At 68.6% G+C, this 23,294-nt stretch carries 25 protein-coding genes and 4 tRNA genes; 14 read left to right on the forward strand and 15 right to left on the reverse strand.

Annotation, left to right across the window (positions count from 1 at the left end):
• Together RAC81_RS16435 and RAC81_RS16440 are read left to right on the forward strand one after the other, a co-directional pair.
• The gene (locus tag RAC81_RS16435) at positions 1-921 is read left to right on the forward strand and encodes a diacylglycerol kinase family protein (RefSeq protein WP_375083359.1); all 921 of its coding nucleotides are present in this window, start codon (positions 1-3) and stop codon (positions 919-921) included.
• On the forward strand, positions 918-2,561 hold the full coding sequence (locus tag RAC81_RS16440; protein WP_375083360.1) for a GMC oxidoreductase: 1,644 nt from the start codon (positions 918-920) through the stop codon (positions 2,559-2,561). The genes RAC81_RS16435 and RAC81_RS16440 overlap by 4 nt, the downstream gene beginning before the upstream one ends.
• Before the next feature lie 96 nt (positions 2,562-2,657).
• Here RAC81_RS16440 and RAC81_RS16445 read toward each other — a convergent pair whose 3' ends face one another.
• The 4 genes from RAC81_RS16445 to RAC81_RS16460 form a co-directional block, all read right to left on the reverse strand.
• Complete coding sequence (locus RAC81_RS16445) at positions 2,658-4,817, reverse strand: 3-hydroxyacyl-CoA dehydrogenase NAD-binding domain-containing protein (RefSeq protein ID WP_375083361.1); 2,160 nt, start codon at positions 4,815-4,817, stop codon at positions 2,658-2,660.
• A gap of 6 nt (positions 4,818-4,823) precedes the next feature.
• Positions 4,824-6,029 carry a thiolase family protein gene (locus tag RAC81_RS16450; RefSeq protein WP_375083362.1) on the reverse strand — a complete coding sequence of 402 codons (1,206 nt, stop codon included), beginning with the start codon at positions 6,027-6,029 and terminating at the stop codon, positions 4,824-4,826.
• Between the two features lie 74 nt (positions 6,030-6,103).
• Entirely contained in the window at positions 6,104-7,297 is a 1,194-nt protein-coding gene (locus tag RAC81_RS16455) for a ribonuclease D (RefSeq protein WP_375083363.1), read from the reverse strand.
• A complete protein-coding gene (locus RAC81_RS16460; protein ID WP_375083364.1) occupies positions 7,290-7,871 on the reverse strand; it encodes a DUF3000 domain-containing protein in 582 nt (193 codons plus the stop codon). Before RAC81_RS16460 ends, RAC81_RS16455 begins: the two co-directional genes overlap by 8 nt.
• A gap of 25 nt (positions 7,872-7,896) precedes the next feature.
• On the opposite strand from RAC81_RS16460, the gene RAC81_RS16465 reads away from it, so the two are divergent.
• Complete coding sequence (locus tag RAC81_RS16465; RefSeq protein WP_375083365.1) at positions 7,897-9,051, forward strand: alpha/beta hydrolase; 1,155 nt, start codon at positions 7,897-7,899, stop codon at positions 9,049-9,051.
• Here RAC81_RS16465 and RAC81_RS16470 read toward each other — a convergent pair.
• Together RAC81_RS16470 and RAC81_RS16475 are read right to left on the reverse strand one after the other, a co-directional pair.
• Positions 9,035-9,466, reverse strand: a complete 432-nt coding sequence (locus tag RAC81_RS16470) for a SufE family protein (RefSeq protein ID WP_341934365.1) — start codon at positions 9,464-9,466, stop codon at positions 9,035-9,037. The two genes, RAC81_RS16465 and RAC81_RS16470, sit on opposite strands and share 17 nt — an antisense overlap.
• Positions 9,467-9,484: 18 nt before the next feature.
• Positions 9,485-10,378, reverse strand: a complete 894-nt coding sequence (locus RAC81_RS16475; protein WP_375083366.1) for a sulfurtransferase — start codon at positions 10,376-10,378, stop codon at positions 9,485-9,487.
• A gap of 146 nt (positions 10,379-10,524) precedes the next feature.
• Between RAC81_RS16475 and zapE the strand changes: the two genes are divergently transcribed.
• The 3 genes from zapE (at position 10,525) to RAC81_RS16490 (ending at position 13,532) form a co-directional block, all read left to right on the forward strand.
• A complete protein-coding gene (gene zapE / locus RAC81_RS16480) occupies positions 10,525-11,577 on the forward strand; it encodes a cell division protein ZapE (protein ID WP_375083379.1) in 1,053 nt (350 codons plus the stop codon).
• A gap of 115 nt (positions 11,578-11,692) precedes the next feature.
• Positions 11,693-12,931, forward strand: coding sequence for an ammonium transporter (locus RAC81_RS16485; RefSeq protein ID WP_375083367.1), 1,239 nt, complete (start codon positions 11,693-11,695; stop codon positions 12,929-12,931).
• A 19-nt stretch (positions 12,932-12,950) separates the two neighbouring features.
• Positions 12,951-13,532: a type II toxin-antitoxin system PemK/MazF family toxin gene (locus RAC81_RS16490; RefSeq protein WP_375083368.1), complete on the forward strand. Its 582-nt coding sequence runs from the start codon at positions 12,951-12,953 to the stop codon at positions 13,530-13,532.
• Here RAC81_RS16490 and RAC81_RS16495 read toward each other — a convergent pair.
• On the reverse strand, positions 13,511-14,215 hold the full coding sequence (locus RAC81_RS16495) for a Pr6Pr family membrane protein (RefSeq protein WP_375083369.1): 705 nt from the start codon (positions 14,213-14,215) through the stop codon (positions 13,511-13,513). The two genes, RAC81_RS16490 and RAC81_RS16495, sit on opposite strands and share 22 nt — an antisense overlap.
• A gap of 95 nt (positions 14,216-14,310) precedes the next feature.
• Here RAC81_RS16495 and RAC81_RS16500 point away from each other — a divergent pair, with 95 nt between their 5' ends.
• Positions 14,311-14,691 (forward strand): SPW repeat protein, encoded by a 381-nt coding sequence (locus RAC81_RS16500; RefSeq protein ID WP_341934369.1) that lies wholly within the window; start codon positions 14,311-14,313, stop codon positions 14,689-14,691.
• A gap of 50 nt (positions 14,692-14,741) precedes the next feature.
• On the opposite strand, the gene RAC81_RS16505 is transcribed toward RAC81_RS16500, so the two are convergent.
• The 6 genes from RAC81_RS16505 to RAC81_RS16530 form a co-directional block, all read right to left on the reverse strand.
• Positions 14,742-15,164 (reverse strand): GIY-YIG nuclease family protein, encoded by a 423-nt coding sequence (locus RAC81_RS16505; RefSeq protein ID WP_375083370.1) that lies wholly within the window; start codon positions 15,162-15,164, stop codon positions 14,742-14,744.
• 90 nt (positions 15,165-15,254) lie between these two features.
• A complete protein-coding gene (locus RAC81_RS16510; RefSeq protein ID WP_375083371.1) occupies positions 15,255-15,812 on the reverse strand; it encodes a type 1 glutamine amidotransferase domain-containing protein in 558 nt (185 codons plus the stop codon).
• Position 15,813: 1 nt separating this feature from the next.
• Positions 15,814-16,974 carry a glutathione-independent formaldehyde dehydrogenase gene (locus RAC81_RS16515; protein ID WP_375083372.1) on the reverse strand — a complete coding sequence of 387 codons (1,161 nt, stop codon included), beginning with the start codon at positions 16,972-16,974 and terminating at the stop codon, positions 15,814-15,816.
• 64 nt (positions 16,975-17,038) lie between these two features.
• Positions 17,039-18,220 (reverse strand): zinc-dependent alcohol dehydrogenase, encoded by a 1,182-nt coding sequence (locus RAC81_RS16520; protein WP_375083373.1) that lies wholly within the window; start codon positions 18,218-18,220, stop codon positions 17,039-17,041.
• 20 nt (positions 18,221-18,240) lie between these two features.
• Positions 18,241-18,708, reverse strand: coding sequence for a hypothetical protein (locus RAC81_RS16525; RefSeq protein WP_375083374.1), 468 nt, complete (start codon positions 18,706-18,708; stop codon positions 18,241-18,243).
• A 241-nt stretch (positions 18,709-18,949) separates the two neighbouring features.
• A tRNA-Val gene (locus RAC81_RS16530) sits at positions 18,950-19,025 on the reverse strand.
• Between the two features lie 152 nt (positions 19,026-19,177).
• Between RAC81_RS16530 and RAC81_RS16535 the strand changes: the two genes are divergently transcribed.
• The 7 genes from RAC81_RS16535 to RAC81_RS16565 all read left to right on the forward strand — a co-directional run bounded on the left by RAC81_RS16535 (position 19,178) and on the right by RAC81_RS16565 (position 21,289).
• Positions 19,178-19,250, forward strand: a tRNA-Gly gene (locus RAC81_RS16535).
• Between the two features lie 53 nt (positions 19,251-19,303).
• Positions 19,304-19,374: transfer RNA gene (locus RAC81_RS16540), tRNA-Cys, on the forward strand.
• Positions 19,375-19,399: 25 nt separating this feature from the next.
• A tRNA-Val gene (locus RAC81_RS16545) sits at positions 19,400-19,471 on the forward strand.
• Positions 19,472-19,892: 421 nt separating this feature from the next.
• The gene (locus RAC81_RS16550; RefSeq protein WP_341934372.1) at positions 19,893-20,231 is read left to right on the forward strand and encodes an ATP-dependent DNA ligase; all 339 of its coding nucleotides are present in this window, start codon (positions 19,893-19,895) and stop codon (positions 20,229-20,231) included.
• Between the two features lie 92 nt (positions 20,232-20,323).
• Complete coding sequence (locus RAC81_RS16555; RefSeq protein ID WP_341934373.1) at positions 20,324-20,578, forward strand: hypothetical protein; 255 nt, start codon at positions 20,324-20,326, stop codon at positions 20,576-20,578.
• A gap of 4 nt (positions 20,579-20,582) precedes the next feature.
• The gene (locus RAC81_RS16560; RefSeq protein WP_375083375.1) at positions 20,583-20,837 is read left to right on the forward strand and encodes a hypothetical protein; all 255 of its coding nucleotides are present in this window, start codon (positions 20,583-20,585) and stop codon (positions 20,835-20,837) included.
• Positions 20,834-21,289: a BLUF domain-containing protein gene (locus RAC81_RS16565; protein ID WP_375083376.1), complete on the forward strand. Its 456-nt coding sequence runs from the start codon at positions 20,834-20,836 to the stop codon at positions 21,287-21,289. The genes RAC81_RS16560 and RAC81_RS16565 overlap by 4 nt, the downstream gene beginning before the upstream one ends.
• A 78-nt stretch (positions 21,290-21,367) precedes the next feature.
• On the opposite strand, the gene RAC81_RS16570 is transcribed toward RAC81_RS16565, so the two are convergent.
• Positions 21,368-22,417, reverse strand: coding sequence for a 2,3-butanediol dehydrogenase (locus RAC81_RS16570; protein ID WP_375083377.1), 1,050 nt, complete (start codon positions 22,415-22,417; stop codon positions 21,368-21,370).
• Positions 22,418-22,440: 23 nt separating this feature from the next.
• Positions 22,441-22,992: a hypothetical protein gene (locus RAC81_RS16575; RefSeq protein ID WP_375083378.1), complete on the reverse strand. Its 552-nt coding sequence runs from the start codon at positions 22,990-22,992 to the stop codon at positions 22,441-22,443.
• Positions 22,993-23,294: the final 302 nt, after the last annotated feature.

The following is a 23,294-nucleotide window of genomic DNA, read 5'->3' on the forward strand; positions in this document are numbered from 1 at the left end:
ATGGCGAGCCACGTCGCCGTGCTGAGCAACCCGTTCGCAGGCAAGGGAAGGGGCCGTGGAATCACGGATGCCGCGGTCAGCCGACTGCGCGAGCGCGGCGCAGGGATCCGCGCGTACTCGGGGACGACAGCCGCCGAGACGAGGGAGCTCGCTCGGACCGCCCTTGCAGCGCGGCCCGATGCGCTCGTCGTCGTCGGCGGGGACGGGACGCTCTCGGGCATCATCGACGACGTGATCGCCGCCGGCGTCCCCGTCGTGCTCGTGCCGGCCGGCACGGGCAACGACCTCGCGCGGGCGCTCGACCTGCCGCGCCAGGATCCGATCGCGGCGGTCGATCTCGCATTCGACGGCATCCCGCGCACGATCGACGTGGGGGAGGTGCACTCCGGGGATCGCTCTGCCGCATTCCTCACGGTCGCCGCCCTGGGTTTCGACGCGAAGGTCAGCGAGCGCACCAATCGGCTGCGGTGGCCGCACGGCGCCCTCCGCTACTACCTCGCACTCGTGATCGAGCTCGCTCGTCTGCGTCCGCTGGCGTTCTCGGTCGCTGTCGACGGCGGTGCGACGGAGGAGCGTCCCGGCACGCTCGTGGCGGTCGGCAACACACCGAGCTACGGCGGCGGGATGCCCGTGTGCCTCGGTGCCGACCCGACGGACGCGATGCTCGACCTCATCGAGGTCGCACCGCTCGGCCGTCTGCGACTGCTCCGGCTCTTCCCGTCCCTCCTGCGCGGGACGCACCTCCGACGCACCGAGGTCAGGCAGCGCCGCGTGCGATCGGTCGTCGTCCGCGCCCCCGGTCTCGTCGTCTACGCCGACGGCGAGCGACTCGGCGAGGACGAATGCACGATCACCGTGCGCCCGCGGGCACTGACGCTCATCGTGCCGGACAGAGACGGCGACCAGGGAGACGAGCGATGACCACGGCATCCGCTTTCGACGAGGACGTGGTGATCGTCGGGTCGGGCTTCGGCGGGTCCGTCGCGGCGCTCCGTCTCGCCGAGAAGGGGTACCGGGTCCGCGTGTACGAGGCGGGGCGGCGGTTCGAGGACGACGACTTCGCGAAGACCAACTGGGACGTGCGCCGGTACCTCTGGGCACCGTGGCTGGGATGCTTCGGCGTGCAGCGCATCCATCGACTGCCGCACGTCATGATCCTCGCCGGAGCCGGAGTGGGCGGCGGTTCGTTGAACTACGCCAACACCCTGTACCAGCCCGGGGCTGCGTTCTTCACCGACCAGCAGTGGCGGGATCTGCGCGACTGGGAGTCCGAACTCGCGCCGCACTACGCCACGGCGAAGCGGATGCTCGGGGTGGTCGACCGGTACCCGCACACCGGCCCCGTCGAGCGGATCATGGCGGGCGCGGCGGACGATCTCGGGGTCGCCGACACGTTCCGTCGCGCCCCGGTCGGCGTCTGGTTCGGGAAGCCGGGGGAGCGGGTCGCCGACCCGTACTTCGGCGGTGAAGGCCCCGACCGCACCGGGTGCACGCTCTGCGGCAACTGCATGGTCGGATGCCGCGTGGGCGCGAAGAACACCCTGATGAAGAACTATCTCCACCTCGCCGAGCGTCGTGGTGCAGTCATCGAGCCGCTGCGGACGGTGACCGAGGTCCGCGCTCTCGCGGGCGGAGGCTTCGCCGTCACGACGCAGCGCAGCGGACCGTGGATCGCGCGCGGGCGACGGACGATCCGTGCCCGGCAGGTCGTTCTCGCGGCCGGGACCTGGGGCACCCAGCAGCTCCTCCACCGGATGAAGGCCAGCGGGGCTCTGCCGTGGGTCTCGGATGCCGTCGGCCGGCTGACCCGCACGAACTCCGAGGCTCTGGACGGTGCCGTCGCGACGCGCGTGCCCGACAACCTGGAGCTGGCGCGCGGCATCGCGATCACGACGTCGTTCCACGTCGACGAGCGCACGCACGTCGAGAACGTCCGCTACGGCCCGGGGTCGAATCTCATGGGAGCCCTCGCCTCGATCATGGTCCCCGGCGACGCGTCGCTCGGGCGACGGCTCGCTCTGCTCGTTCGACGTGCGCTGCGCGCGCCGGTGCGCCAGGTCCGGCTCGCGTCGCTGCGCCGATGGAGCGAGCGCGGGATCATCGCCCTCGTGATGCAGACGGCGGACAACTCGCTCACTCTGTCGCTGCGGCGCCGCTTCGGGCGATCCGTGCTCACCAGCGCGCAGGGTCACGGCGAGCCCAACCCGAGTCACCTGCCGCAGGCGCACCGCGCGGCCGAGGCCATCGCGCGGCGGGTCCAGCAGGAGGGCGGCGTCGTGACCGAGGCCCGCGGATCCTGGCCGGAGGTGTTCGGCATCCCGTTGACCGCGCACTTCCTCGGGGGTGCCGTCATCTCGGAGTCGCCGGCCTCCGGCGTGATCGACGAGTTCCATCGCGTGTGGGGGCACCCCGACCTGCACGTCGTCGACGGATCCGCCGTCCCGGCGAATCCCGGGGTGAACCCCTCGCTCACGATCACCGCGCTCGCGGAGCGAGCCCTCTCCTACTGGCCACGCGTCGGAGAGGTGGACGAGCGGCCGGCGCAGCGATCCGCGACGTGAGACGCGCTCGGTCCCGCTGCGTTCGCCCGACGGTTCGCGGCCGACACGAAAAGCCCCACCCGACGTCGTCCGTCGGGTGGGGCGTTCGCTGCTGGCTCAGCGGCTCTCGATGCCGCGGATCTGCGGCGAGTGGAACGATCCTCCGAAGGCGCGCTCCGAGGCTCCCTCCCGGTCGAGATACGGAGACGCTCCGCCGTCGATGAACGGCCAGCCGGCACCGAGGATGAGGCACAGGTCGATGTCCTCGACCTCGGGCACCACGCCCTCGTCCAGCATGAGCTTGATCTCGCTCGCCAGTCCGTCCTGCACACGCTGGAGGATCGTCGCGGCCGACGCGGGGCTCGAGCCCACCGCCGGCTTGAGGATCTTCTCGGCCTGCTTGGTCCAGCCGGTCACGCGGCCGCCCTTGTCCTTCTCGACGACCGTGTCCAGTTCGGCGAGAGCGTGGAAGTTGTCGTTCGCGTAGAAGCGATCGGGGAACGCGTGCGCCATCGTGTCCTGCACGTGCGCGGCGACCTTCCAACCGACCAGGTCGATGAGCTGGAACGGCCCCATCGGGAGTCCCAGCGGCGCGAAAGCCTTCTCGACGTCGGTGAGCGGCGTGCCCTCGTAGACGGCCTTGGCCGCTTCGCCCATGACCTTGGCCAGGAGGCGGTTGACGACGAACCCGGGAGCATCGGCGGTCAGCACCGCGTTCTTGCCGAGGTTCTTCGCGACGACGAAGGCGGTCGAGAGCGCTGCCTCCGAGGTCGTGGGCGTCTTCACGATCTCGATCAGCGGCATCACCGCGACCGGGTTGAAGAAGTGGAAGCCAACCAGACGCTCCGGGTGTGCGAGCTTCGCACCGATCTCCTCCACCGACAGCGACGAGGTGTTGGTCGCGAGGATCGCATCCTCGGCGATGATCTTCTCGATCTCGCCGAACACCTGCTGCTTGACGCCGACCTCCTCGAACACCGCCTCGATGACGAAGTCGCAGTCCGCGTACAGGCTCTTGTCGGTGGTGCCGGTGACGAGCCCGCGCAGCTTGTTGGCCGTGTCGGAGTCGAGACGCCCCTTCGCCTCGAGCTTGCCGATCTCCTCGTGGATGTAGGCGACGCCCTTGTCGACGCGCGCCTGGTCGAGGTCGGTGATGAGGACGGGCACCTGCAGCTTGCGCACGAAGAGCAGGGCGAACTGGCTGGCCATGAGCCCGGCGCCGATGATGCCGACCTTCGTCACCTTCTTCGCGAGGGCCTTGTCCGGCGCCCCGACGGGACGCTTCGCACGCTTCTGCACCAGGTCGAACGCGTACATGGATGCCGCGAACTGATCGCCGGTCACGAGTTCGGCGAGGGCCTCGTCCTCCCGCGCGAAGCCCTCCGCCTTCGTGCCGCTCTTCGCCTTGTCGAGCAGCTCGAGTGCTGCGTACGGCGACTTCGGGACCGTGCCGATCTTGGATTCGAGCATGCCGCGGGCCATCTTGATCGCGATCGGCCACTTGGTGAGCCGCTCGATCTTGCCCGGCTCGTTCTTGCGCTCGACCTTCTTGCCGCCGAGCACGGCGTCGGCCCAGACGAGCGAGTTCTCGAGGTAGTTCGCCGCGGGGAAGATCGCGTCGACGATGCCGAGATCGAACGCCTGCTGCGGCTTGAGCATGCGGTTCTGCTTGAGCGGATTCGAGATGACCACCTCGAGGGCGTTCTCGATGCCGATGAGGTTCGGCAGCAGGTAGGCGCCGCCCCAGCCCGGGATGATGCCGAGGAACACCTCTGGCAACGCGATCGCGGCAGCCGACGCGTCCACCGTGCGGTAGGTCGAGTTCAACGCGATCTCGAGCCCGCCGCCGAGGGCGAGGCCGTTCACGAACGCGAACGACGGCACGCCCAGCTCGCCGAGCTTGCCGAGCACCTTGTGGCCGAGCTGCGCGATCAGGCGGGCGTTGTCGCGCGAGCCGACCCTGCTGATGTCGGACAGGTCGGCGCCCGCAGCCAGGATGTACTGCTTGCCCGTGACGCCCACGGCCTGGATCTCACCTGCCGCGGCACGCGCCGCGAGACCGTCGAGCGTCTCGCCGAGCTGCGTCAGCGTCGCGGGGCCGAGGGTGTTGGGTCGCGTGTGGTCGCGGCCGTTGTCGAGCGTGATGAGCGCCAGCACCTTGCCCGACGGGAGGCGGATGTCGCGAACCGGCGACCGGGTGATCACCTCGCCCTCGGTGAGCGCCTGGATGGGGGAGAAGTCGATCTTCGCGTACTGGTCGGAAACCGAAGTGGCCATCGGTGATTACTTCCTCTTCTTGCCGTCGTAGTGCGGGTTCTCCCAGATGACCGAGCCGCCCTGGCCCAGCCCGACGCACATGGCGGTCAGGCCGTAGCGCACGTCGGGGCGCTCGGCGAACTGCGCCGCGAGCTGGATCATCAGGCGGACTCCGGATGCCGCGAGCGGGTGGCCGAGCGCGATCGCGCCGCCCCACTGGTTCACGCGCGGGTCGTCGTCGGCGATGCCGAAGTGGTCGAGCAGGGAGATGACCTGGATCGCGAACGCCTCGTTGAGCTCGAACAGACCGATGTCGGAGATCTGCAGGCCGGCCTTCTTCAGCGCCTTCTCGGTCGAGGGGATCGGGCCGATGCCCATGATCTCGGGCTGCACGCCGGCGAACGCGAACGACACCATGCGCATCTTCGGGGCGAGGCCGAGCTCCTTGACGGCGCCGCCGCCTGCGAGCAGCGACATCGTCGCGCCGTCGGTGAGAGGCGACGATGTTCCCGCCGTGACGCGGCCGTGCGGACGGAACGGCGTCTTCAGGCCCGCGAGGTCCTCCATCGTGGTCTGCGGGCGACGGCCCTCGTCCTCGGTGGCGAGGCCCCACGCGCCGTCGGCATCCTTGATCGCGACCGGCACGAGGTCGGGCTGGATCTTGCCGGCGTCGTAGGCGGCCTGCACCTTGTGCTGGCTCAGCATGCCGAAGCGGTCGGAGCGCTCCTTGGTCAGGTGCGGGAAGCGGTCGAAGATGCGCTCCGCCGTGACACCCATGTTGAGCGCGCCGGGGTCGACCATCTTCTCTGCGACGAAGCGCGGGTTCGGGTCGGCGTTGCCGCCGATCGGGTGGTGGCCCATGTGCTCGACGCCGCCCGCGAGCGCGAGGTCGTACATGCCGACGCCGATCGACGCGCCCATCGTCGTGACGCTCGTCATGGCGCCGGCGCACATGCGCTCGACGGCGAGGCCTGGCACGGTCTGCGGGAGACCGGCGAGGATCGCGACCGAACGACCGAGGGTGAGGCCCTGGTCGCCGGTCTGACTCGTCGCGGCGATCGCGACATCGTCGATCCGGTCGGCAGGGACGGCGGCGTTGCGCTCCATCAAACCGATCGTCGCCTTCACGGCGAGGTCATCTGCGCGGGTGTTCCAGTACATGCCCTTTTCGCCGGCGCGCCCGAAGGGGGTGCGCACTCCATCGACGAAGAAGACGTCCGAGATCTCGGCCACTCTGCCTCCAAGTTTTGTGCGGTGGCCTCAGTCTAGGAACCGCCGGAAACCGGGAGGAATCGGTTGGGTCGAACCTACGAAGCGGGAGCGGACGCCCCGTCGGGCGATTGAGCCGCCTCTACAAAGGCCGCAGCGATCTTCTGTGCAGTCTGTTCAATCTGCCACGGGCGGGCGCCGAGCTTCTCGAGCGCTGCGGCGACCGCATCCGTCGTCGTCCCGGGCAGGTCCCAGGAGATGCGGCGGAGATAGTCGGGGGTGAGCAGGTTCTCGGTGGGCATCGAGAGCTCCTCCGCCACGGCCTCCACGACGGGACGGGCCGCTTTGAGACGGGCGTCCGCCTCGGGGTTGCGATCCGCCCACGCGCGGGGCGGCGGCAGGGCGTCGCTCGGCACGCGCTCGCGCGGCAGCTCCTCCGTCGCACGCCCGTCGACGATGGCCTGCCACCAGCGGTCCAGCTGGGTGCGGCTCGCGCGCCCCTGGAAGTCCTTGATCCCGGCGAGCGCCTGCTTGCTCTGCGGATTCGCCAGCACCGCCGCGATGAGGGAGCGGTCGGGCACCAGTCGACCGGGGGAGACGTCCTGTTCTTGCGCGTAGGCCTCGCGAGCCGACCAGAGCGACTTCGCGACGGCGAGATTACGTGCGCCACGCACCTGGTGCAGTCCGCTCAGACGACGCCAGGGGTCCTCGCGCGGTGGCTTCGGGCGGCGCGTCAGAGTCGCGGCGAACTCTTCGTCGGCGAACGTCGTCTTGCCCTGATCGTCGAGCTGACGCTGGAGCTCCTCGCGGACATCGATGAGGTGCAGCACGTCGAGCGCGGCGTACTCGAGCCATGCGGCGGGCAGCGGCCTGGTCGACCAGTCGGCGGCGGAGTGCTCCTTCTTGAGAGTGATGCCGAGCGTGCTCTCCACGACGGCGGCCAGTCCGACCCGATCGTGGCCGAGCAGGCGGGCCGCGAGCTCCGTGTCGAAGATCGACGGAGGTTCGAGGTGCAGCTCCCGAAGGGACGGAAGGTCCTGACTCGCAGCGTGGAACACCCACTCGACGTCGCCGATCGCCGCCTGCAGCGGGGCGAAGTCGCCGAGCGCCGGCGGGTCGAACAGGAAGACCCCCGCGTCGCGACGGAAGACCTGCACGAGGTACGCGCGCTGGGAGTAGCGGAAGCCTGAGGCCCGCTCCACGTCGACGGCGACGGGCCCCTCGCCCGCCGCGAGCGCGGCGCAGGCCGCGTGGAACTCTGAGACATCGGAGATCACGGAGTATTCAGTCACGTGCTGCCTTTCGAGCGCCGATCACGGCGATGCCCTCGGAACCAGGCGGAAGACCCGCCAGCATCCCGACCAGTTCGGCCCATGCTTCGACGTGCGGTCGGAACGGACCCTCGGGTGTCCAGGACGCTCTCAATTCTATCTGCGCCCCGTCGCCCTCCTCGGCGAGGCCGCCGAACCCCTTCGAGAGGGTCTTCGTCGACGTTCCGGATGCGGAGTGGGACACGGCTCCACGCGAGTCGAGCGCATCGACCAGCCACGACCACGTCACATCGGCGAGCAGCGGATCGGTGCCGATCTCGGTCTCGAGGGGTGCCTGCGCGAAGATCACGATCCGCCAGGATCCGCCCCAGGCCCCCGGCGCCTCGGGATCATGGAGCAGGATGAACCGCCCCGTGCCGTAGATCGATTCGCCGTCATCGCCGGGGCGGACGTCCGCGGCGAGCGCGATGGCGTACGGCGCGAGGCCCTGGGGCGTGGCGATCTCGCGGACGGTGATGTCGCCACGGAATGGCGTCTCGCGCAGCTCGGCCACGGCGGCGTCGAAGATCGTCCCGGCATCGGGGTGTGCGGTCACGGTGACAGGCTAGAGTCAGGAGGCGATGAAGAGTCTCAGGCACGCCGTTGCGCTCCTTGTCCCTGCACTGGTCGCTCTGGGAGCGGCCTCGGCGCTGCTCGTGCTGAGTGTCGCACGACGCGTCGTCATGCCGGGGAAGCGCCCGGCCGATGCCGAGATCGTCGCGGTGGACACCGGCGCGCAGACGATCGAGCTCGTGCGCACGCCCGACACCGAGCTGCCCGGTCGATACGGCCTGTTCACCTCCGGTACCGAGGGGTATGTCAAGGTCGGCGCCGTGCTGAGCGCCGACGCCACCACCGTGCGCCGAAAGCTGCTGACGAAGATCGAGCCCGGGGCGCGCCTCGATCGCCAGGCGGGCTTCAGCGGCTGGTACTACTCGACGCCGAGCGAACTGCACCTGCGCTGGGAGAACGTGCTCGTCGGATCACCGGCCGGGCCGTGCCCTGCGTGGTTCTTCCCGGGTGAGTCGTCGACGTGGGTGATCCAGGTGCACGGTCGCGGCGTCACCCGAGCGGAGTGCCTGCGGGCCGTGCCCGTGCTGCATGCCGAGGGATTCCCGAACCTCGTGGTCTCCTACCGCAACGACGGAGAGGCGCCTCGCAGCCGCACCGGGGCCTACGCCCTCGGCGCAGCGGAATGGCGCGACGTGGATGCGGCCGTGTCGTATGCGATGCGCAACGGCGCCGAGCGGGTGATTCTGATGGGCTGGTCGATGGGTGGTGCCGTCGCCCTGCAGACCGCGGTGAACTCGGGCAACCGCGATCGCATCGCCGGCCTCATCCTCGAGTCGCCGGTGGTCGACTGGCGCACGGTGCTCCGCTTCCAGGCGAGGGAGATCGGGCTGCGTGCGCCGCTTCCGGATCTGGCGATGGGCGCACTGTCGGTGCCCCTGACAGCCCGACTCAGCGGCGCAGAGGATGCCATCCCCTTCGACAGGCTCGACATGGTCGCGCGCGCGGAGGAGCTCGCGGTCCCGATCCTCATCCTGCACAGCGATGACGACGGGTTCGTCCCCGCCGATGCGTCGCATGCGCTGCAGGAGGCACGCCCCGACCTGGTGACCATGCCGCCGTTCTCCGGCGCCAGGCACACGAAGCTCTGGAACTACGACCAGGCGGGCTGGAGCGACGCGATCACCGAGTGGACGCGCGCCCGGGGATTCAGCGCTTCTGCCTGACCTGCTTCTTCGCGCGCATCAGCATGCCGGTCATCCCTCCGATCCGGAGCGGTGACACCGCCTTCGTGAGCCCGATCGACTGCGGGTAGTCGTCGGGAATGGCGAGAACCTCGTCCGCGCTCAGCCCGGTGATCCCCTGGACGAGGATGCTGGCGAAGCCGCGCGTGGTCGGAGCCTCGGGCGGAGCCGTGGCGTGCATCGTCACCACGTCGTCGTGCACCTCGACGTAGATGTAGACGGGGGACTGGCACTCCGCGACGCGCTCGCACATCTCAGGGTGGTTCGCGACCTCCTCCGAGACCTCGGGCAGTTCGTCCGCGTACTCCAGCAGGAGCAGCAGTCGATCGGCCTCGGGGGTTTCGAGGAACCCGTCGCGGATCTCGGCGAGGACGTCAGGAACTTCGCTCGTGCTCATCCCTGTCATTCTCACACGTCACGCGGTGCCGGGCTCCGAGCCGGTGACGATCGGCACGCGCACCGCGCTGCCCCACTCCGTCCACGATCCGTCGTAGTTGCGGACGTCGTCGAACCCGAGCAGGTGCTTCAGCACGAACCAGGTGTGGCTGGACCGCTCGCCGATGCGGCAGTAGGCCACGACCTCGTCGCCGTCGGCCAGGCCGGCGCCGTCGCGGTAGATCGCGTCGAGCTCGGCGCGGGACTTGAAGCCGCCGTCCTCCGCCACGGCCTTCGCCCACGGCACGCTCTGTGCGGTCGGAATGTGCCCTGCGCGCAGCGTGCCCTCCTCGGGGTAGGCAGGCGCCGTCGTGCGCTCTCCGCTGTACTCCTCGGGGGAGCGGACGTCGATCAGCGGCTTGCCGATGTGCGCCAGGACGTCCTCCTTGTAGGCGCGGATACGGGAGTCATCGCGCTCGACGACCGGGTACTCCGTCGGCGCGACGGTCGGGGTCTCGCGCGTGATCTCACGACTCTCGGCGATCCAGCGATCGCGTCCGCCGTCGAGCAGGCGGACGTCCTCGTGACCGAAGAGCGAGAAGACCCAGAGGGCGTAGGCGGCCCACCAGTTGTTCTTGTCGCCGTAGATGACGACCGTGTCGTTGCGCGAGATGCCCTTGCGGCTCAGCAGGGCGGCGAATCCTTCGCCGTCGACGTAGTCGCGCACGACGGGGTCGTTGAGCTCGGTGTGCCAGTCGACCTTCACCGCTCCGGGGATGTGGCCGGTCTCGTACAGCAGCACGTCCTCGTCGGACTCGACGACGACCAGACCGGGGGTGCCGAGGTGCTCGGCGAGCCACTCGGTGGTCACGAGGCGGCCGGGCTCGGCGTACTCGGCGAACTTGGACGATGACGTGTCGAACTCGATGGCCACAGGGATCTCCTCAGTCGGTGAGCGGCGATGGGGCGGGTGGTGACGGCGTAATGTGGAGCCGACACTTCGACGATAGATCCACGCCGTGCACTCCGGACCCGATTCGTAAGACTTCGACACAGGTGAGCACCAGATCCAGGACCGTGATGACCGACACGCCCACCCGCACGGGCCTCGTGCACCTCATCGACCGCGAGCCGACCGTCACCGGTCCCGAGATGCTCGCGAGTCTCGTGCCTCCGCCGCAGTTCGACGGCGCGACCTTCGACAGCTACCGCGCCGACCCCGAGTACCCGTCGCAGGAGCAGGCGAAGGAGATGCTGATCCGCTTCGCCGGTCGAGGCGGAGGACCGGTCAAGCGCGGTGGGCTGTTCAGCCGGGCGAAGAAGGAACCCGAGATGAAGCCGGGCGTGTATCTCGACGGTGGCTTCGGCGTCGGAAAGACCCATCTGCTCGCGTCGATCTACCACGCGATGCCCGCTCGTCGGAAGTACTTCGGGTCGTTCATCGAGTACACCGCGCTCGTCGGGGCGCTCGGCTACAAGACCACCGTCGACCTGCTCAAGGGCGCCGATCTGCTGTGCATCGACGAGTTCGAGCTCGACGACCCGGGCGACACCATGGTCATGACCCGGCTCCTCGGAGAGCTCGTCCCGACGGGAACCCGACTCGCGGCGACGTCGAACACGCCGCCGAATGCGCTGGGCGAAGGCCGGTTCGCCGCCCAGGACTTCCTGCGCGAGATCCACGCGATGTCGGACAGCTTCCAGACCATCCGCATCGACGGCGTCGACTTCCGGCAGCGCGCGCTCGACGGCCACGCGGTCGTCAGCGGACCGGACGATTACGCGCGGGCGATCGACGAGGGCGCGGGTGTCGGCACGGCATCCGACGATGCCTTCGACGACGTCATCCGGCATCTCGCCCGCGTTCACCCGTCTCGCTACCTCCGCCTCATCACGGGCCTCGACCTCGTCGGTCTCCGTGACGTCCGCGTGCTGACGGATCAGTCGGAAGCGCTGCGGTTCGTCGCGTTCGTCGATCGGGTGTACGACGCGCAGATCCCGATCGTCGCCACGGGCGCGAGCCTCGACACGGTGTTCTCCGACGAGATGCTCAGTGGCGGCTACCGCAAGAAGTACCTGCGCGCCATCAGCCGTCTCAATGCACTCACCCACGCGGATCGCAGCGCAGCGTAACGCGATGTTCACACAGCGGCGTCGTCTGTAACGTCGCCGCAACAAACCTCACGCATCCCCGAAATCGAGCCTCGTCACACTGAAGCTCTCAGTTTCCCGAATGTGAGGTTTCACCATGGACTCTCCCGGCAACATCTCCTGGGCGATCACCGCGACCGCCCTCGTCCTGCTCATGACGCCCGGCGTCGCGTTCTTCTACGGCGGGCTGGTCAAGGCGAAGAGCGTCGTCAGCATGATGATGATGAGCTTCGGCTCGATCGGCCTGGTCGCCGTGCTCTGGATCCTCTTCGGATTCTCGATGAGCGCCGTCGAGAGCCCGATGGCGTTCGCGGGCAACCCCTTCGCCGACTTCGGTCTCTCGAGCCTCGCCTCGGGGGAGGGCTCCAACGTCGCCCTGCTCGGTGTCGCCTACGGTGCGACCTTCGCGATCATCACGGTCGCCCTCATCTCCGGCGCCATCGCCGACCGCGCGAAGTTCGGCAGCTGGTTGATCTTCGCCGGCGTGTTCGCCACCGTCGGCTACTTCCCGGTCGCGGCATGGGTCTGGGGCGGCGGCTGGATCATGAACCTCGGCACGACCCTGTTCGGCGAGGACAGCGGCATCGGCGTCATCGACTACGCGGGTGGCACGGCCGTCCACATCAACGCCGGCGCCGCGGCGCTCGCGCTCGCTCTGGTCCTCGGCAAGCGCATCGGCTTCCAGAAGGGCATCCTCAAGCCGCACAACGTGCCGCTCACGCTGCTCGGCGCCGCGCTGCTGTGGTTCGGCTGGTTCGGCTTCAACGCCGGAGCCGAGTGGCTCGCGGAGGACATGGGCGGTGTCGGTCTCATCGGCCTCAACACCCTCGGCGCCACGGCAGCTGCCATCCTCGGTTGGATCCTGGTCGAGAAGATCAAGGACGGCAAGCCCACTTCCGTCGGAGCAGCCTCGGGAGCCGTCGCCGGTCTCGTCGCGATCACCCCGGCGTGCGCCAACCTGACACCGGGCTGGGCCCTGCTGCTCGGAGCCGTCGCCGGTGTCGTCTGTGCCCTGGCCATCGAGCTCAAGTTCCGCCTCGGCTTCGACGACTCGCTCGACGTGGTCGGCATCCACCTCGTCGGCGGCCTCATCGGAACCATCTACCTCGGCTTCTTCGCGACCGACACCGGCCTCTTCGTCGGCGGCGACGCCCGCCAGCTGGCCGTGCAGGTCATCGCGGCGGCCGGCGTGCTGATCTACTCCTTCATCGTCGCGTTCATCATCGGGTTCGCGATCCAGAAGACGATCGGGTTCCGCGTCACCAACGAGGACGAGATCGCCGGCGTCGACCAGGTCGTCCACGGTGAGGAGGGCTACGCGCTCGCAGACGCGTGAGCTGCCATAGGGTGACCGTGTGGGCAACGGCAACTGCATCCTGAAAGCACTCTCGCAGATCCTCACCAGCGCATTCGGATCGAACAGGGCCTCTCGGACGACGACTCGTCCGAGAGGCCCTGTCGCGCGTGTCCGCAGGTCGGCCGAGACGGAGGGCGCCAGCGGCGCCGGGCGAAGGGCGGATGCCGTCGGCGCCGCGACGGTGCGGATCGACGCCGACCGCGTCGACGATCTGCGGATCGGCTACGCCCCCGATCGCGACGGCGCGCCGGACGCCGGTGAGATCATCTGGACGTGGGTGCCCTACGAGGAGGACGACGGACGAGGCAAGGATCGTCCGCTGCTCGTGATCGGACGGCAGTCAGCGGATCGGGTCTACGCGGTGCGGATGACGAGCCGTCCGCACGACGGGGACCGGGACTACCTCTCGATCGGCTCGGGGGAGTGGGACTCCCAGCGACGCGAGTCATGGGTCGACATCGAGCAGCTCTACAGCGTGCACGAGACGGGTCTGCGCCGCGAGGCCGCCGTGCTCGACCGGACGCGCTACGGCCGAGTGGCGGCAGCGCTGTCCCGTCGCTACGGGTGGGCGGCAGGGTGACCCTGCGCGCTTCGCCGACGGCGCCGAGCGCTCTTCGGACCTGACAGCCCCGAATCGGGGAGTCGCGGACCTGACAGCCGCACGCGACTGAGCAGCCACACCACGGCGCCCGCGCACAGAAGCGTGGCGAGAAGCCCCGTGACGTGCGCGAGGAGCGAGGGCAGCCCACGCTCCGGGAGCAGGAAGCCGTAGGGGACCCAGCCGTCCGTGACGCCTCGCACCAGCACCACGGCGAGCCACAGCAGGGGGTAGGGGAGCACGAGCCACAGCCGCCGCCACGGCAGACTCGGCCGATCGTCGATCAGCGTCCAATCCAGTACGAGCAGAATCGGGAGGACCGTGTGCAGGATCATGCTCACCCACGGGGGCGCGGACCCTGTGCCGGGCACGAGGAGGTTGTAGACGAGACCGACGACGATCATGCACGCGACGGCGGCACCGCGGGCTGTCGAGAGCCACACGGGTGCGGTACGCCCCCGGTTGACGGTCAGGGCGACGGTGACGAGGATCGTCGACGTGATCAGCGTCGTGAGGTTCGTGAAGTATCCGAAGTAGTCGAAGGGATTGGCTCCGCTGCGGGGGATGCCGATCACGTAGGTCCAGCCGAGGAGCGCGATCGCACCCGCGCCGACCGAGAGGCGCAGCATGGCGATCGTGCGGGTGGCGGAGCGGGTCGACGTCATCCGATCAGGGTACGAGGAATCTTTCCCCAATCCGTTTCGCGGCGGGCGGCGAACCATCAGTGAGCCGCAGGAAGCGGCGCCACCAAGGAGGAATCATGCGTTTCATCCCCACCAAGGTCCACGGAATCCTCGACTACGTCGTCGGCGTGGCGCTCATCGCGGCACCGTGGCTGTTCGGCTTCGCGAGCCTGGGCGGCCCCGCAGTCATCATCCCGATCGTGCTCGGCGTCGGCCTGATCGTCTACAGCCTGTTCACGAAGTACGAGTGGGGCCCCTTCGGCTTCATCCCGATGCCCGTCCACCTCGTGTTCGACATCGTCGCCAGCCTGTTCCTGGCCCTGTCGCCCTGGATCTTCGGCTTCGCGAACCAGGCCCCGAACGTGTGGCTCCCGCACGTCGTCGTCGGCGTCGCCGTCATCGTCGTGGTGCTGTTCTCGCAGCCGCAGCCCGCGAAGGTCAAGGCCGCCCGCGCCTGACCCCACAGACCGAGGGCCCACAGGAACGATCGGTCCGTTCCTGTGGGCCCTCATCTCTGCATGGCCGCGGACACCCATCGCGCGTACAGCTGCCAGGGGTCGCGGGTCGTGCGGAGGGCGGCGACATGTCGCTCGAGCTCCGCCGTGAACGTGAACCACTCGCCGCCCTCGCGGATCGCCGCGAACTCCCGGTGCCTGGCCTGCTCGACGTCACGCCCGCCGGGCTCGAACGCGAGCAGCTCATGGTGGCGGATCGCGGCGAGGCGCTGACGAGGCCGCCCGCTCGTGCCGATCTTCACGCGCCGGTCGTAGCGCAGGTAGTACACGACCTCGACGACGGGCCGGGGCAGATCGGCGTCGGGAGCGTCGCCGAACCGCCACCCGCACCAGGCACAGGCGAGATCGCCGGCGACGCGGACGGCGTCGCCTCGGCCGCACAGCGGGCACGGGTCGGGGAGTCGATGACCGCTCATCTGCTGCACGCTACCGGCAGCTGCGGACATCGATCCCCGAAGGACGTCGACGACCTCGACCTCATCGCCTCGGGGCCGCGCCTCCCGTGGTCACTCGCGGTGAGCCGCCCCGGCGAACTCCTGCACGATCCGCTCGCAGAACGCGGGGAGATCGTCGGGGGAACGGCTCGTGGTGAGGGTGCCGTCGGTGACGACCTCCTCGTCCACGACCTCCGCGCCCGCGTTGCGCAGGTCGGTCCGCACGCTCGGCCAGGAGGTGAGTCGGCGACCTCGCACGCGATCGGCCTCGAGCAGGGTCCACGGTCCGTGGCAGATCGATGCCACGGGCTTCCCCGAGTCCACGAAATCACGCACGAACGCCACGGCCGCGCCATCCATCCTCAGCTTGTCGGGATTCACGGTCCCGCCCGGGAGAAGGAGCGCGTCGAACTCGTCCGGTGTCACGTCGCCCACCGCACGGTCGACGGTGAACTCGCCGGCATCCTGCAGATCGTTGTCGCGCGCGGCGATCGTGCCCGTCCCGATCGACAGGAGGATCGTGGTCGCGCCCGCGTCGTCGAGTGCCTGCCTCGGCTGATCGAGCTCGACTCTCTCCACTCCGTCGGCGGCGAGGATCGCCACGCGTCGGCCATCGAGTGCGCCGGCCATCTCAGGACTCCTTCGCTGCGAGTTCGGGGTGGAGCACGACCTTCGTCCATCCGTCGTCACGGTTGTCGAAGTGCTCGTACGCGCCGGGAGCGTCTTCGAGGGAGAGTTCATGGCTGACGATGCGGGAGGGCGTCGCTGTGCCGGCGGCGATGAGGTCGCGCAAAGGACGGTTGTACCGCTTCACCGGGCACTGCCCGCTGCCGAGCTTCTGCCCGCGGAACCAGAACTCGCCGAAGTCGAAGGCGATCTTGCCCTGCTTCGCCAACTCGTCCTCGGCACCGGGATCCTGGGGGACGAAGACTCCGACCACGCCGATCTCGCCCGTGAACCGCACCGACTTGACCAGGCGGTTCAGCGTCAACGTCGGATCCTCGTCTCCGGCGGGATCGTGCGCCTGATAGCCGACGCACTCGCAGCCGTTGTCCGCGCCCAGCCCCATAGTCATGTCCAGGACGGCTTCGACGGGATCGACCGCCGAGTCGTCGATCGGAATCGCTCCGATCTCCTCGATCATGCGCAGCCGGTCGGGGTGCCTGTCGACGACCATGACCTTGCCTGCACCCTTCAGGATGGCGGAGTACGCGGCCATGAAGCCGACCGGACCGGCGCCGTAGACGACGGTCTGGTCGCCCGGTCGCACGTTCGCGAGCTCGGTGGCGTGGTAGCCGGTCGGGAAGATGTCGGCGAGCATGACGTAGTCGTTCTGCTTCTCCTGAGCGTCTTCGCCGAGCCGCAGACAGTTGAAATCGCCCCACGGGACGCGCAACAGCTCCGCCTGGCCGCCGGCCCAGGGACCCATGTCCGCGAATCCGTACGCGGCACCCGCCCATTCCGGCACCGGCTGGGCCGTCAGACAGTAGTTCGTGAAGCCCCGCTCGCAGTTCTTGCAGTGACCACAGGCGACGTTGAACGGGAGCGCGACGTAATCACCCACCTTCACCTTGTCGACGGCATCGCCGATCTCGATGACCTCGCCGAGGTTCTCATGACCGAACCACCTCCCGGTCTCGAAGCTCGTCCTGCCTTCGTACATGTGCAGATCAGACCCGCAGATGTTCGTCGTGGTGATGCGGACGAGGACGTCCGTGGGGCGTTCGATCCGGGCGTCCGGCACATCGGTGACGGTGACGGAGCGCGGGCCTTCGTAGACGACTGCTCTCATTTCTCTGTTCCTTTCGGTAGGGGAGGACTTCGGAGAGTTCACGCGAGATCGGTGCGGCGCGGCATCACCTCTCTCCGGCGGTCGCTGCGGGCTCGCCGGCCCCTGGCCGGAAGACGGCGCGAACGCATCCGTCCGTCTTGTCCTTGAACATGTCGTAACCCCGGGGTGCGTCCTCGAGCGGCATCACGTGCGTTGCGAGGTGCTCGGTCGTCAGCTCGTCCTTCGCCATCCGCTCGAGCAGCATCGGGATGTACCGGTGGCCGTGCTGCTGCGCCGAGCGGAGCGTGAGCCCCTTGTTCATCAGCGGGCCGAGGGGGAACTTGTCGACGACTCCGCCGAAGACGCCGAGGACGAACACGCTGCCGCCCTTGCGGGCCGCGAAGATCGCCTCTCGCACGGCGGTGGGCCGATCGGTCTGCAGCCGCAGCTGCTGCTTGACCTGGTCGTAGGCGAAGTCGATGCGGTCGCTGTGCGCCTCCATCCCGACGGCCTCGATGCACACGTCGGGTCCGCGACCGCCGGTGAGCTCACGCAGCTCGGCGGTGACTTCGCTGGTCTCGTAATTCATCGTCTCGGCCCCGATCACCTGCTCGACCTGGGTCAGTCGCTCCTGGAAACGATCGATGACGATCACCCGCTCGGCGCCGAGGAGCAGGGATGCGCGTGCAGCCATCTGCCCGACGCCTCCCGCGCCCCACACGGCGACGGTGTCGCCGGGGCTCACTCCGCCCAGGTCGGCCCCCATCCAGCCGGTGGGGGCGGCGTCGGAGGCGAACAGGGCCCTTTCGTCGCTCACCTCCTCGGGCACGGGAAACGCGCCCTGATCGGCGTAGGGGACGCGGATGTACTCCGCGTGACTGCCCGCCCAGCCTCCGAGCGCGTGCGAGTATCCATAGCAGCCGCCCGGCGCCTGGCCCCAGAGCATCTCGGGGATCCCGGAGTTCGGGTTGCCGTTGTCGCAGAGCGAGTACAGCTCGTGGCGGCAGTACCAGCACTTCCCGCAGCTGATGAAGGAGCAGACGACCACCCGATCGCCGATCCTGTGCTTGGTCACGGCAGAGCCCGTCTCGACGACTTCGCCGATGAACTCGTGGCCCAGGACGTCACCCGCGCGCATGGTCGGCACGTAGCCGCCGAGGAGGTGGAGGTCGGAGCCGCACGAGGTCGTGAGGATCACCCGGACGATGATGTCCTGATCGTTGCGGATGCTCGGATCGTCGACGCTCTCGACTTCGAGCTTGTTCACGCCTGTCCAACAGAGAGCCCTCACAGCACACCCCCGCCCGTGGCTTCGGCTTCCGCTTCGTCGACCGCGGCGCCGAAGAGCGTCACGGGTCGGTGGCCGTGCGGTCGGGGAGTGCCGCGGAGGACCTCGCCCGTCTCGACCAGCTGCTTCGTGTCGCGGAGGGCGGCCCGCAGCGACTGCTCCGGATCCTCGTCGCCGAAGACGTCGGTCACGTCCGCATCGTCACGCACGCGTGCGTGCACTTCGAAGCCCTTGTCGGCGGGCGCCGGATCGGTTCTGATCTCGAGGGCGTCCCGCAGTCGCTGCAGCGGCTCCGGGTAGCCGCCGCTGCCGAACGACTCCGCGTCGCCGAGGACGGTCACCGCCTTCCACCCCTCCGGATGACGGCCGTCGCCGGCGGTACCCCGCTTCTCTCGGACGAGTTCTCGCGCGACGAGGCCCGCGGCGACGCCAGCGACGGCCACGGAGACCGCTGTCTTCACACCCATTTCCGCTCCTTGCTGTCAGGGGTGGAACGGTCAGGATCCACCCGCGGTCGGATCGCGCAATCGTCAGCAGCCGCTCGTCCATCGACTGAGGGCCTTCACAGATTCGGGATGCGGGAGGACAATGCGAAGTCTCTTCGAGGAGACGAGGCAGAAGGATGCCGAGCGCCGCCTCCGTGAGAACGCCGCGCATGCCGGCCGAGAACGGAAGAAGCCCCGCAGCCGGGGCCGCGGGGCTTCTGTGTGGTGGGCGATACCGGACTCGAACCGATGACCTCTTCCGTGTGAAGGAAGCGCGCTACCAACTGCGCCAATCGCCCATACCCGAGGGGTACGTCAACCGATACTACCCGACGGACACGGCGCCCGATGACCACCCCGGGGGACACGCGCGAGAATCGACACCGGTTTTGACACCGGCCGATCATCGGCTAATGTTTCATAAGTGCCCGGGACAACAACCGGGAACAACGCGGATGTAGCGCAGTTGGTAGCGCACAACCTTGCCAAGGTTGGGGTCGCGAGTTCGAGTCTCGTCATCCGCTCAAGTGCAAGGGCCTTCTTCGGAGGGCCTTCAGCACGTGGGGTCAATCCACACGGTGGCGTGGCCGAGCGGCTAGGCACCGGCCTGCAAAGCCGTTTACACGGGTTCGAATCCCGTCGCCACCTCTCAGAAACTGAATAGCCCACACGGGCGCGATTGGCGCAGCGGTAGCGCGCTTCCCTGACACGGAAGAGGTCACTGGTTCGATCCCAGTATCGCGCACAGACAAACCCCCGGTTCGCCGGGGGTTTTTTCTTGCCCTGCCGATGGTGCGAACTCGACCACGCGGTGGGATCATGTCTGCATGGGGACGGGCCGACCCCGCTGCGGCAATCGGGCAGTTCAGCGGGGTCCGCTCGTCGGGTCCCCGCGAATCGTGATTCGGAGACCGCCCGACGCTCCCGCCTCTCGTGAGGACGGAGTCGCGTCGGAGTAGCGATCCGGACGCGCCGCGGCCATGAGGGTGCCGCTCCAGAGTGAACAGATCTTCAACTCGCCGAGGGCCTCCGACCGTTCCTCAGGGGGCGCCGCGGCGATAGCTGAACTCGGTCGAACATGTGCGATGCTTGTCCTCACCACCGAGTGATCACCTCGATCGCGCCTCGTCAAACAGGTTCCCGTGGCAGACGAGGATCGCAACATCGTGGGACGTCTCATTTACGAGGGTGACGAGAAGGTCGACATCGAAGACCGGGCACTCACCCACCTGCAGCTGGTCATGACCGCGAAGCTCCGTCGCGGCGAGCCGTTCGCCTTCAGCTGGGCGAACGAGTCGAGTCTGGGCGGAGGCCGCATCACCGTGTGGGTGCATGCCGGGAGCGCGCTCGCCTTCAAGTACTTCGGCAGCAGACAGCCCTCGATCAACCGCGCGTGGATCGACGCCCTCGCCGTCACCGCGAACAGCCCCGGTGGGCTGCGCCTGGTGCCCGAGCCGGCCGAGACGCCGCTCCAGGGCGGTCTCGAAGTCGCCGAAGCGTCATAGCTCTACCCCGCGCTTCGGCATCCTGCAAGCCCCTCTCGCCAACCGCCGTTCCCGTCGTACGGTGGCTGAGCAACGATGGGGAGGTAGCGCACATGAAGCTGACGCACGTCGAGATCGACGGCCGGGACTTCGTCCTCAGCGGCGAGCGCGATCTCGTCCACGTGATGTCGCAGATCGAAGCGGCGGCAGCGTCGCCTCCCGCTTTCGTCGATCTCTCCGATGGTGACGATCTGGTGAGCGTGCTCATCCATTCGACGTCCCGTGTGGTGGTCTCCGTGGAGACGGACCAGCGTTCGCCGGCCGAGTACGAGCCGCTGTCGTACCCGAACAACGATTGGGATTGGTGAACGGATGACCGCGTCATCCTCGGACGTCCTCTGGGCGTGCGTCGAAGAAGGCTTCCATGTGGGCAGCCGTGGCGGAGACTTCCTCGGTTACGTGGATCGGCAGGCGAGCGGCGAGTTCCGCGCCTTCGACGCACGGTCCGAGCAGCTCGGAGACTTCGCCACTCTCGCTGAGGCGACCGCAGCCGTGGCTGCGCGCGCGGAACGACTCGACCTCGACGGCATGCTCGCCGGCGACGATCTGCAGGGGACGGTTTCGTGACAGGACAGGGCACCGACGTGCTGTCGCTCGTCTACACCAGCAGCGCGTCGCAACCGTTCCGTGAGACCGCGCTCGTGCAGCTGCTGACGGAGTGTCGTCGCAACAACGCGGCGGCGGATGTCACGGGCATGCTGCTCTACCGCGGCGGCCGTTTCATCCAGGTGCTGGAGGGCGTCGCCGACACCGTACGGGGGCTGGCCGAGCGGATCCGACGGGATCCCCGTCACCACGACATGCGCGTGCTCCTCGAGGAACGCGTGTCGCAGCGGCGCTTCCCTGACTGGACCATGGGCTATCGCGCACTGCGAGAAGGCGGGGACGCGGCGCCGGATGGGTATCGCGACTCGTTCGCGGACCTCGACGCCGACTCCGACGAGGACACCGCTCGTCGCGCTCTGGCGGAGCTCACGCTCTGGTTCCGGGTGCGCAGCGCGGCATCCGTGGACGCCTGAGTCGCCGCGTATACGAGAAGAGCCGGACGATCAGTCCGGCCCTTCTCGCGCGCATCAGAGCATCAGCGCGTCATCCGTTCAGTCCGCTCGGACGAGGATCTTCGCGCCAGCGCCGCCCCGGAGCGCGTGGATGGCGTCGACGACGCCCTCGAGCGGAACCTCCTGCACCCAGCCGGTCGTGTCGTACACGCCATGGGACATCGCCTCGATCACGGCGTCGAAATCCTCAGGCAGGTACGCGAGCGCGCCAGCGATCTCGGTCTCGGCCATCACGAGCTGCGTCGGCAGGAACTCCATCGAGCGCTCGTGGATCGCGACCACCACGACGCGTCCGCCCGGCACGAGACTCACGAGGGACGAGGTCACGGCGGGGCCGGCACCCGCCGCATCGAACGCCACGTCCACGCCATCGCCGTCGGTGAGCTCTGCCACCGCCTGAGCCAGATCCTCGTTCACGGGGTCGACGACGGTCGCGCCGAGTGCGGAGATGATCGCGCGGCGCTCGGCGCTCGGCTCGGAGACCAGCACCTTCTGCACGCCTTGCGCCTTGAGCGCGAACCAGACGCCGATGCCGATGGGACCCGCGCCGGCGATCAACGCGCTGCCGCCCTCCGCGACACCGCTGCGCGACACGGCGTGCCACGCCACGGACATCGGCTCGACGAGAGCGCCCATTCGCAGGTCGACGTTCTCGGGGAGCACATGCAGCTTCGAGGCGTCGACGGTCGTGAACTCCGCCATGCCGCCGCCGTGGGAGCTGAGGCCGTGGAAGCCGATCTTCTGGCAGGCGTTGAACATGCCGCGACGGCAAGCGGCGCATTCGCCGCAGTAGTAGATCGGCCAGACGGCCACACGATCTCCGACCGCCACCTCGGTCACGCCCTGGCCGAGCTCGACGACGGTGCCGGAGAACTCGTGGCCGAGGATCTGGGGGAGGGTCGAGCCGGTGACGGGATGCGGGTGATCGAAGTCCAGCCCGGCTGCCTCGGGCGTGTAGTACACGTGCAGGTCGGACCCGCAGATCCCCGCGAACGCGTTGCGGAGCTTCACCTGGCCCGGACCGGGGGTGGGCTCCGGGACGTCCTCGACTCGGAGGTCCTCCTTGGCGTGGAACAGTGCGGCCTTCATCCTTCTCTCCATTCCGGTGGCCGTCAGCGCAGCCACCACTCCGGTGACGCCGCGAGGATGAGCCTCACGGCACGGTCGATGTCGTCGTCTCCCGATCGCAGCCACTCCTCGATCGCCCCGACCGTGCCGGAGGCGGCGTAGGCCACGGCTATCGACAGCGCCGTCGCGTCTGCCGCGAAGACGTCGGGGACGATCTCGGGGTGGAGCTCGACCCACAGCAGCAGTCCGGCGCGGATCGAGCGGTCGAGGTTGTCGCGCACGGGCGCGGCGAGGAGCGGATGCATCGCGCCGCGATACACGCGGGCACGCCGCTGCACGTGCTCGAGGAGCGCTCGCTCGCCGTCGCCGATCTCGTCGGTGCGTGGGAGCACCTCCATCGCCTCGGCGATCTCGGCGGCGAGCGCATCGGCGAGCAGTGCGACCGCGCTCTCGGAGTGACGGTAGAACGTGTCCCTCGTCACACCGGCCTCGGCGCAGACGGCGGCGACCGTGACGTCGCCGATCGGCATCCGCTCGCCGAGCGCGAGGACTGCCGCGCGGAGGCCGTCTCTCGTGCGTCGTGCTCGTGCATCCACTCTTCAAGTTTATCTGACAGGTGTCAGACAAATGTCGAACGTGGACGATTCTTCTGCGAGATGGACCAAAGGTCGAGGCGTCTTCGACATTCAGTCCGGAGGGAATCGACAAAAGGAGAAAACTCCCGTTCGCGCGGCGTATGGGAGCGTTCACACGTCACATGGGTCACAGGTGCCCCATTGTCACCATCTGAGAATTCGCCTAACGTGTCTCCCACGTCGGTCCACGGGAGGGTGGTCGGCGGACTCTGAGGGGGGTCGTCGTCGTGGTCAGGGGGAGTGGTCGGCGTCGTCTGCGACGC

The organism is Microbacterium sp. CR_7 (genome assembly GCF_041954755.1).
Lineage (GTDB): Bacteria > Actinomycetota > Actinomycetes > Actinomycetales > Microbacteriaceae > Microbacterium.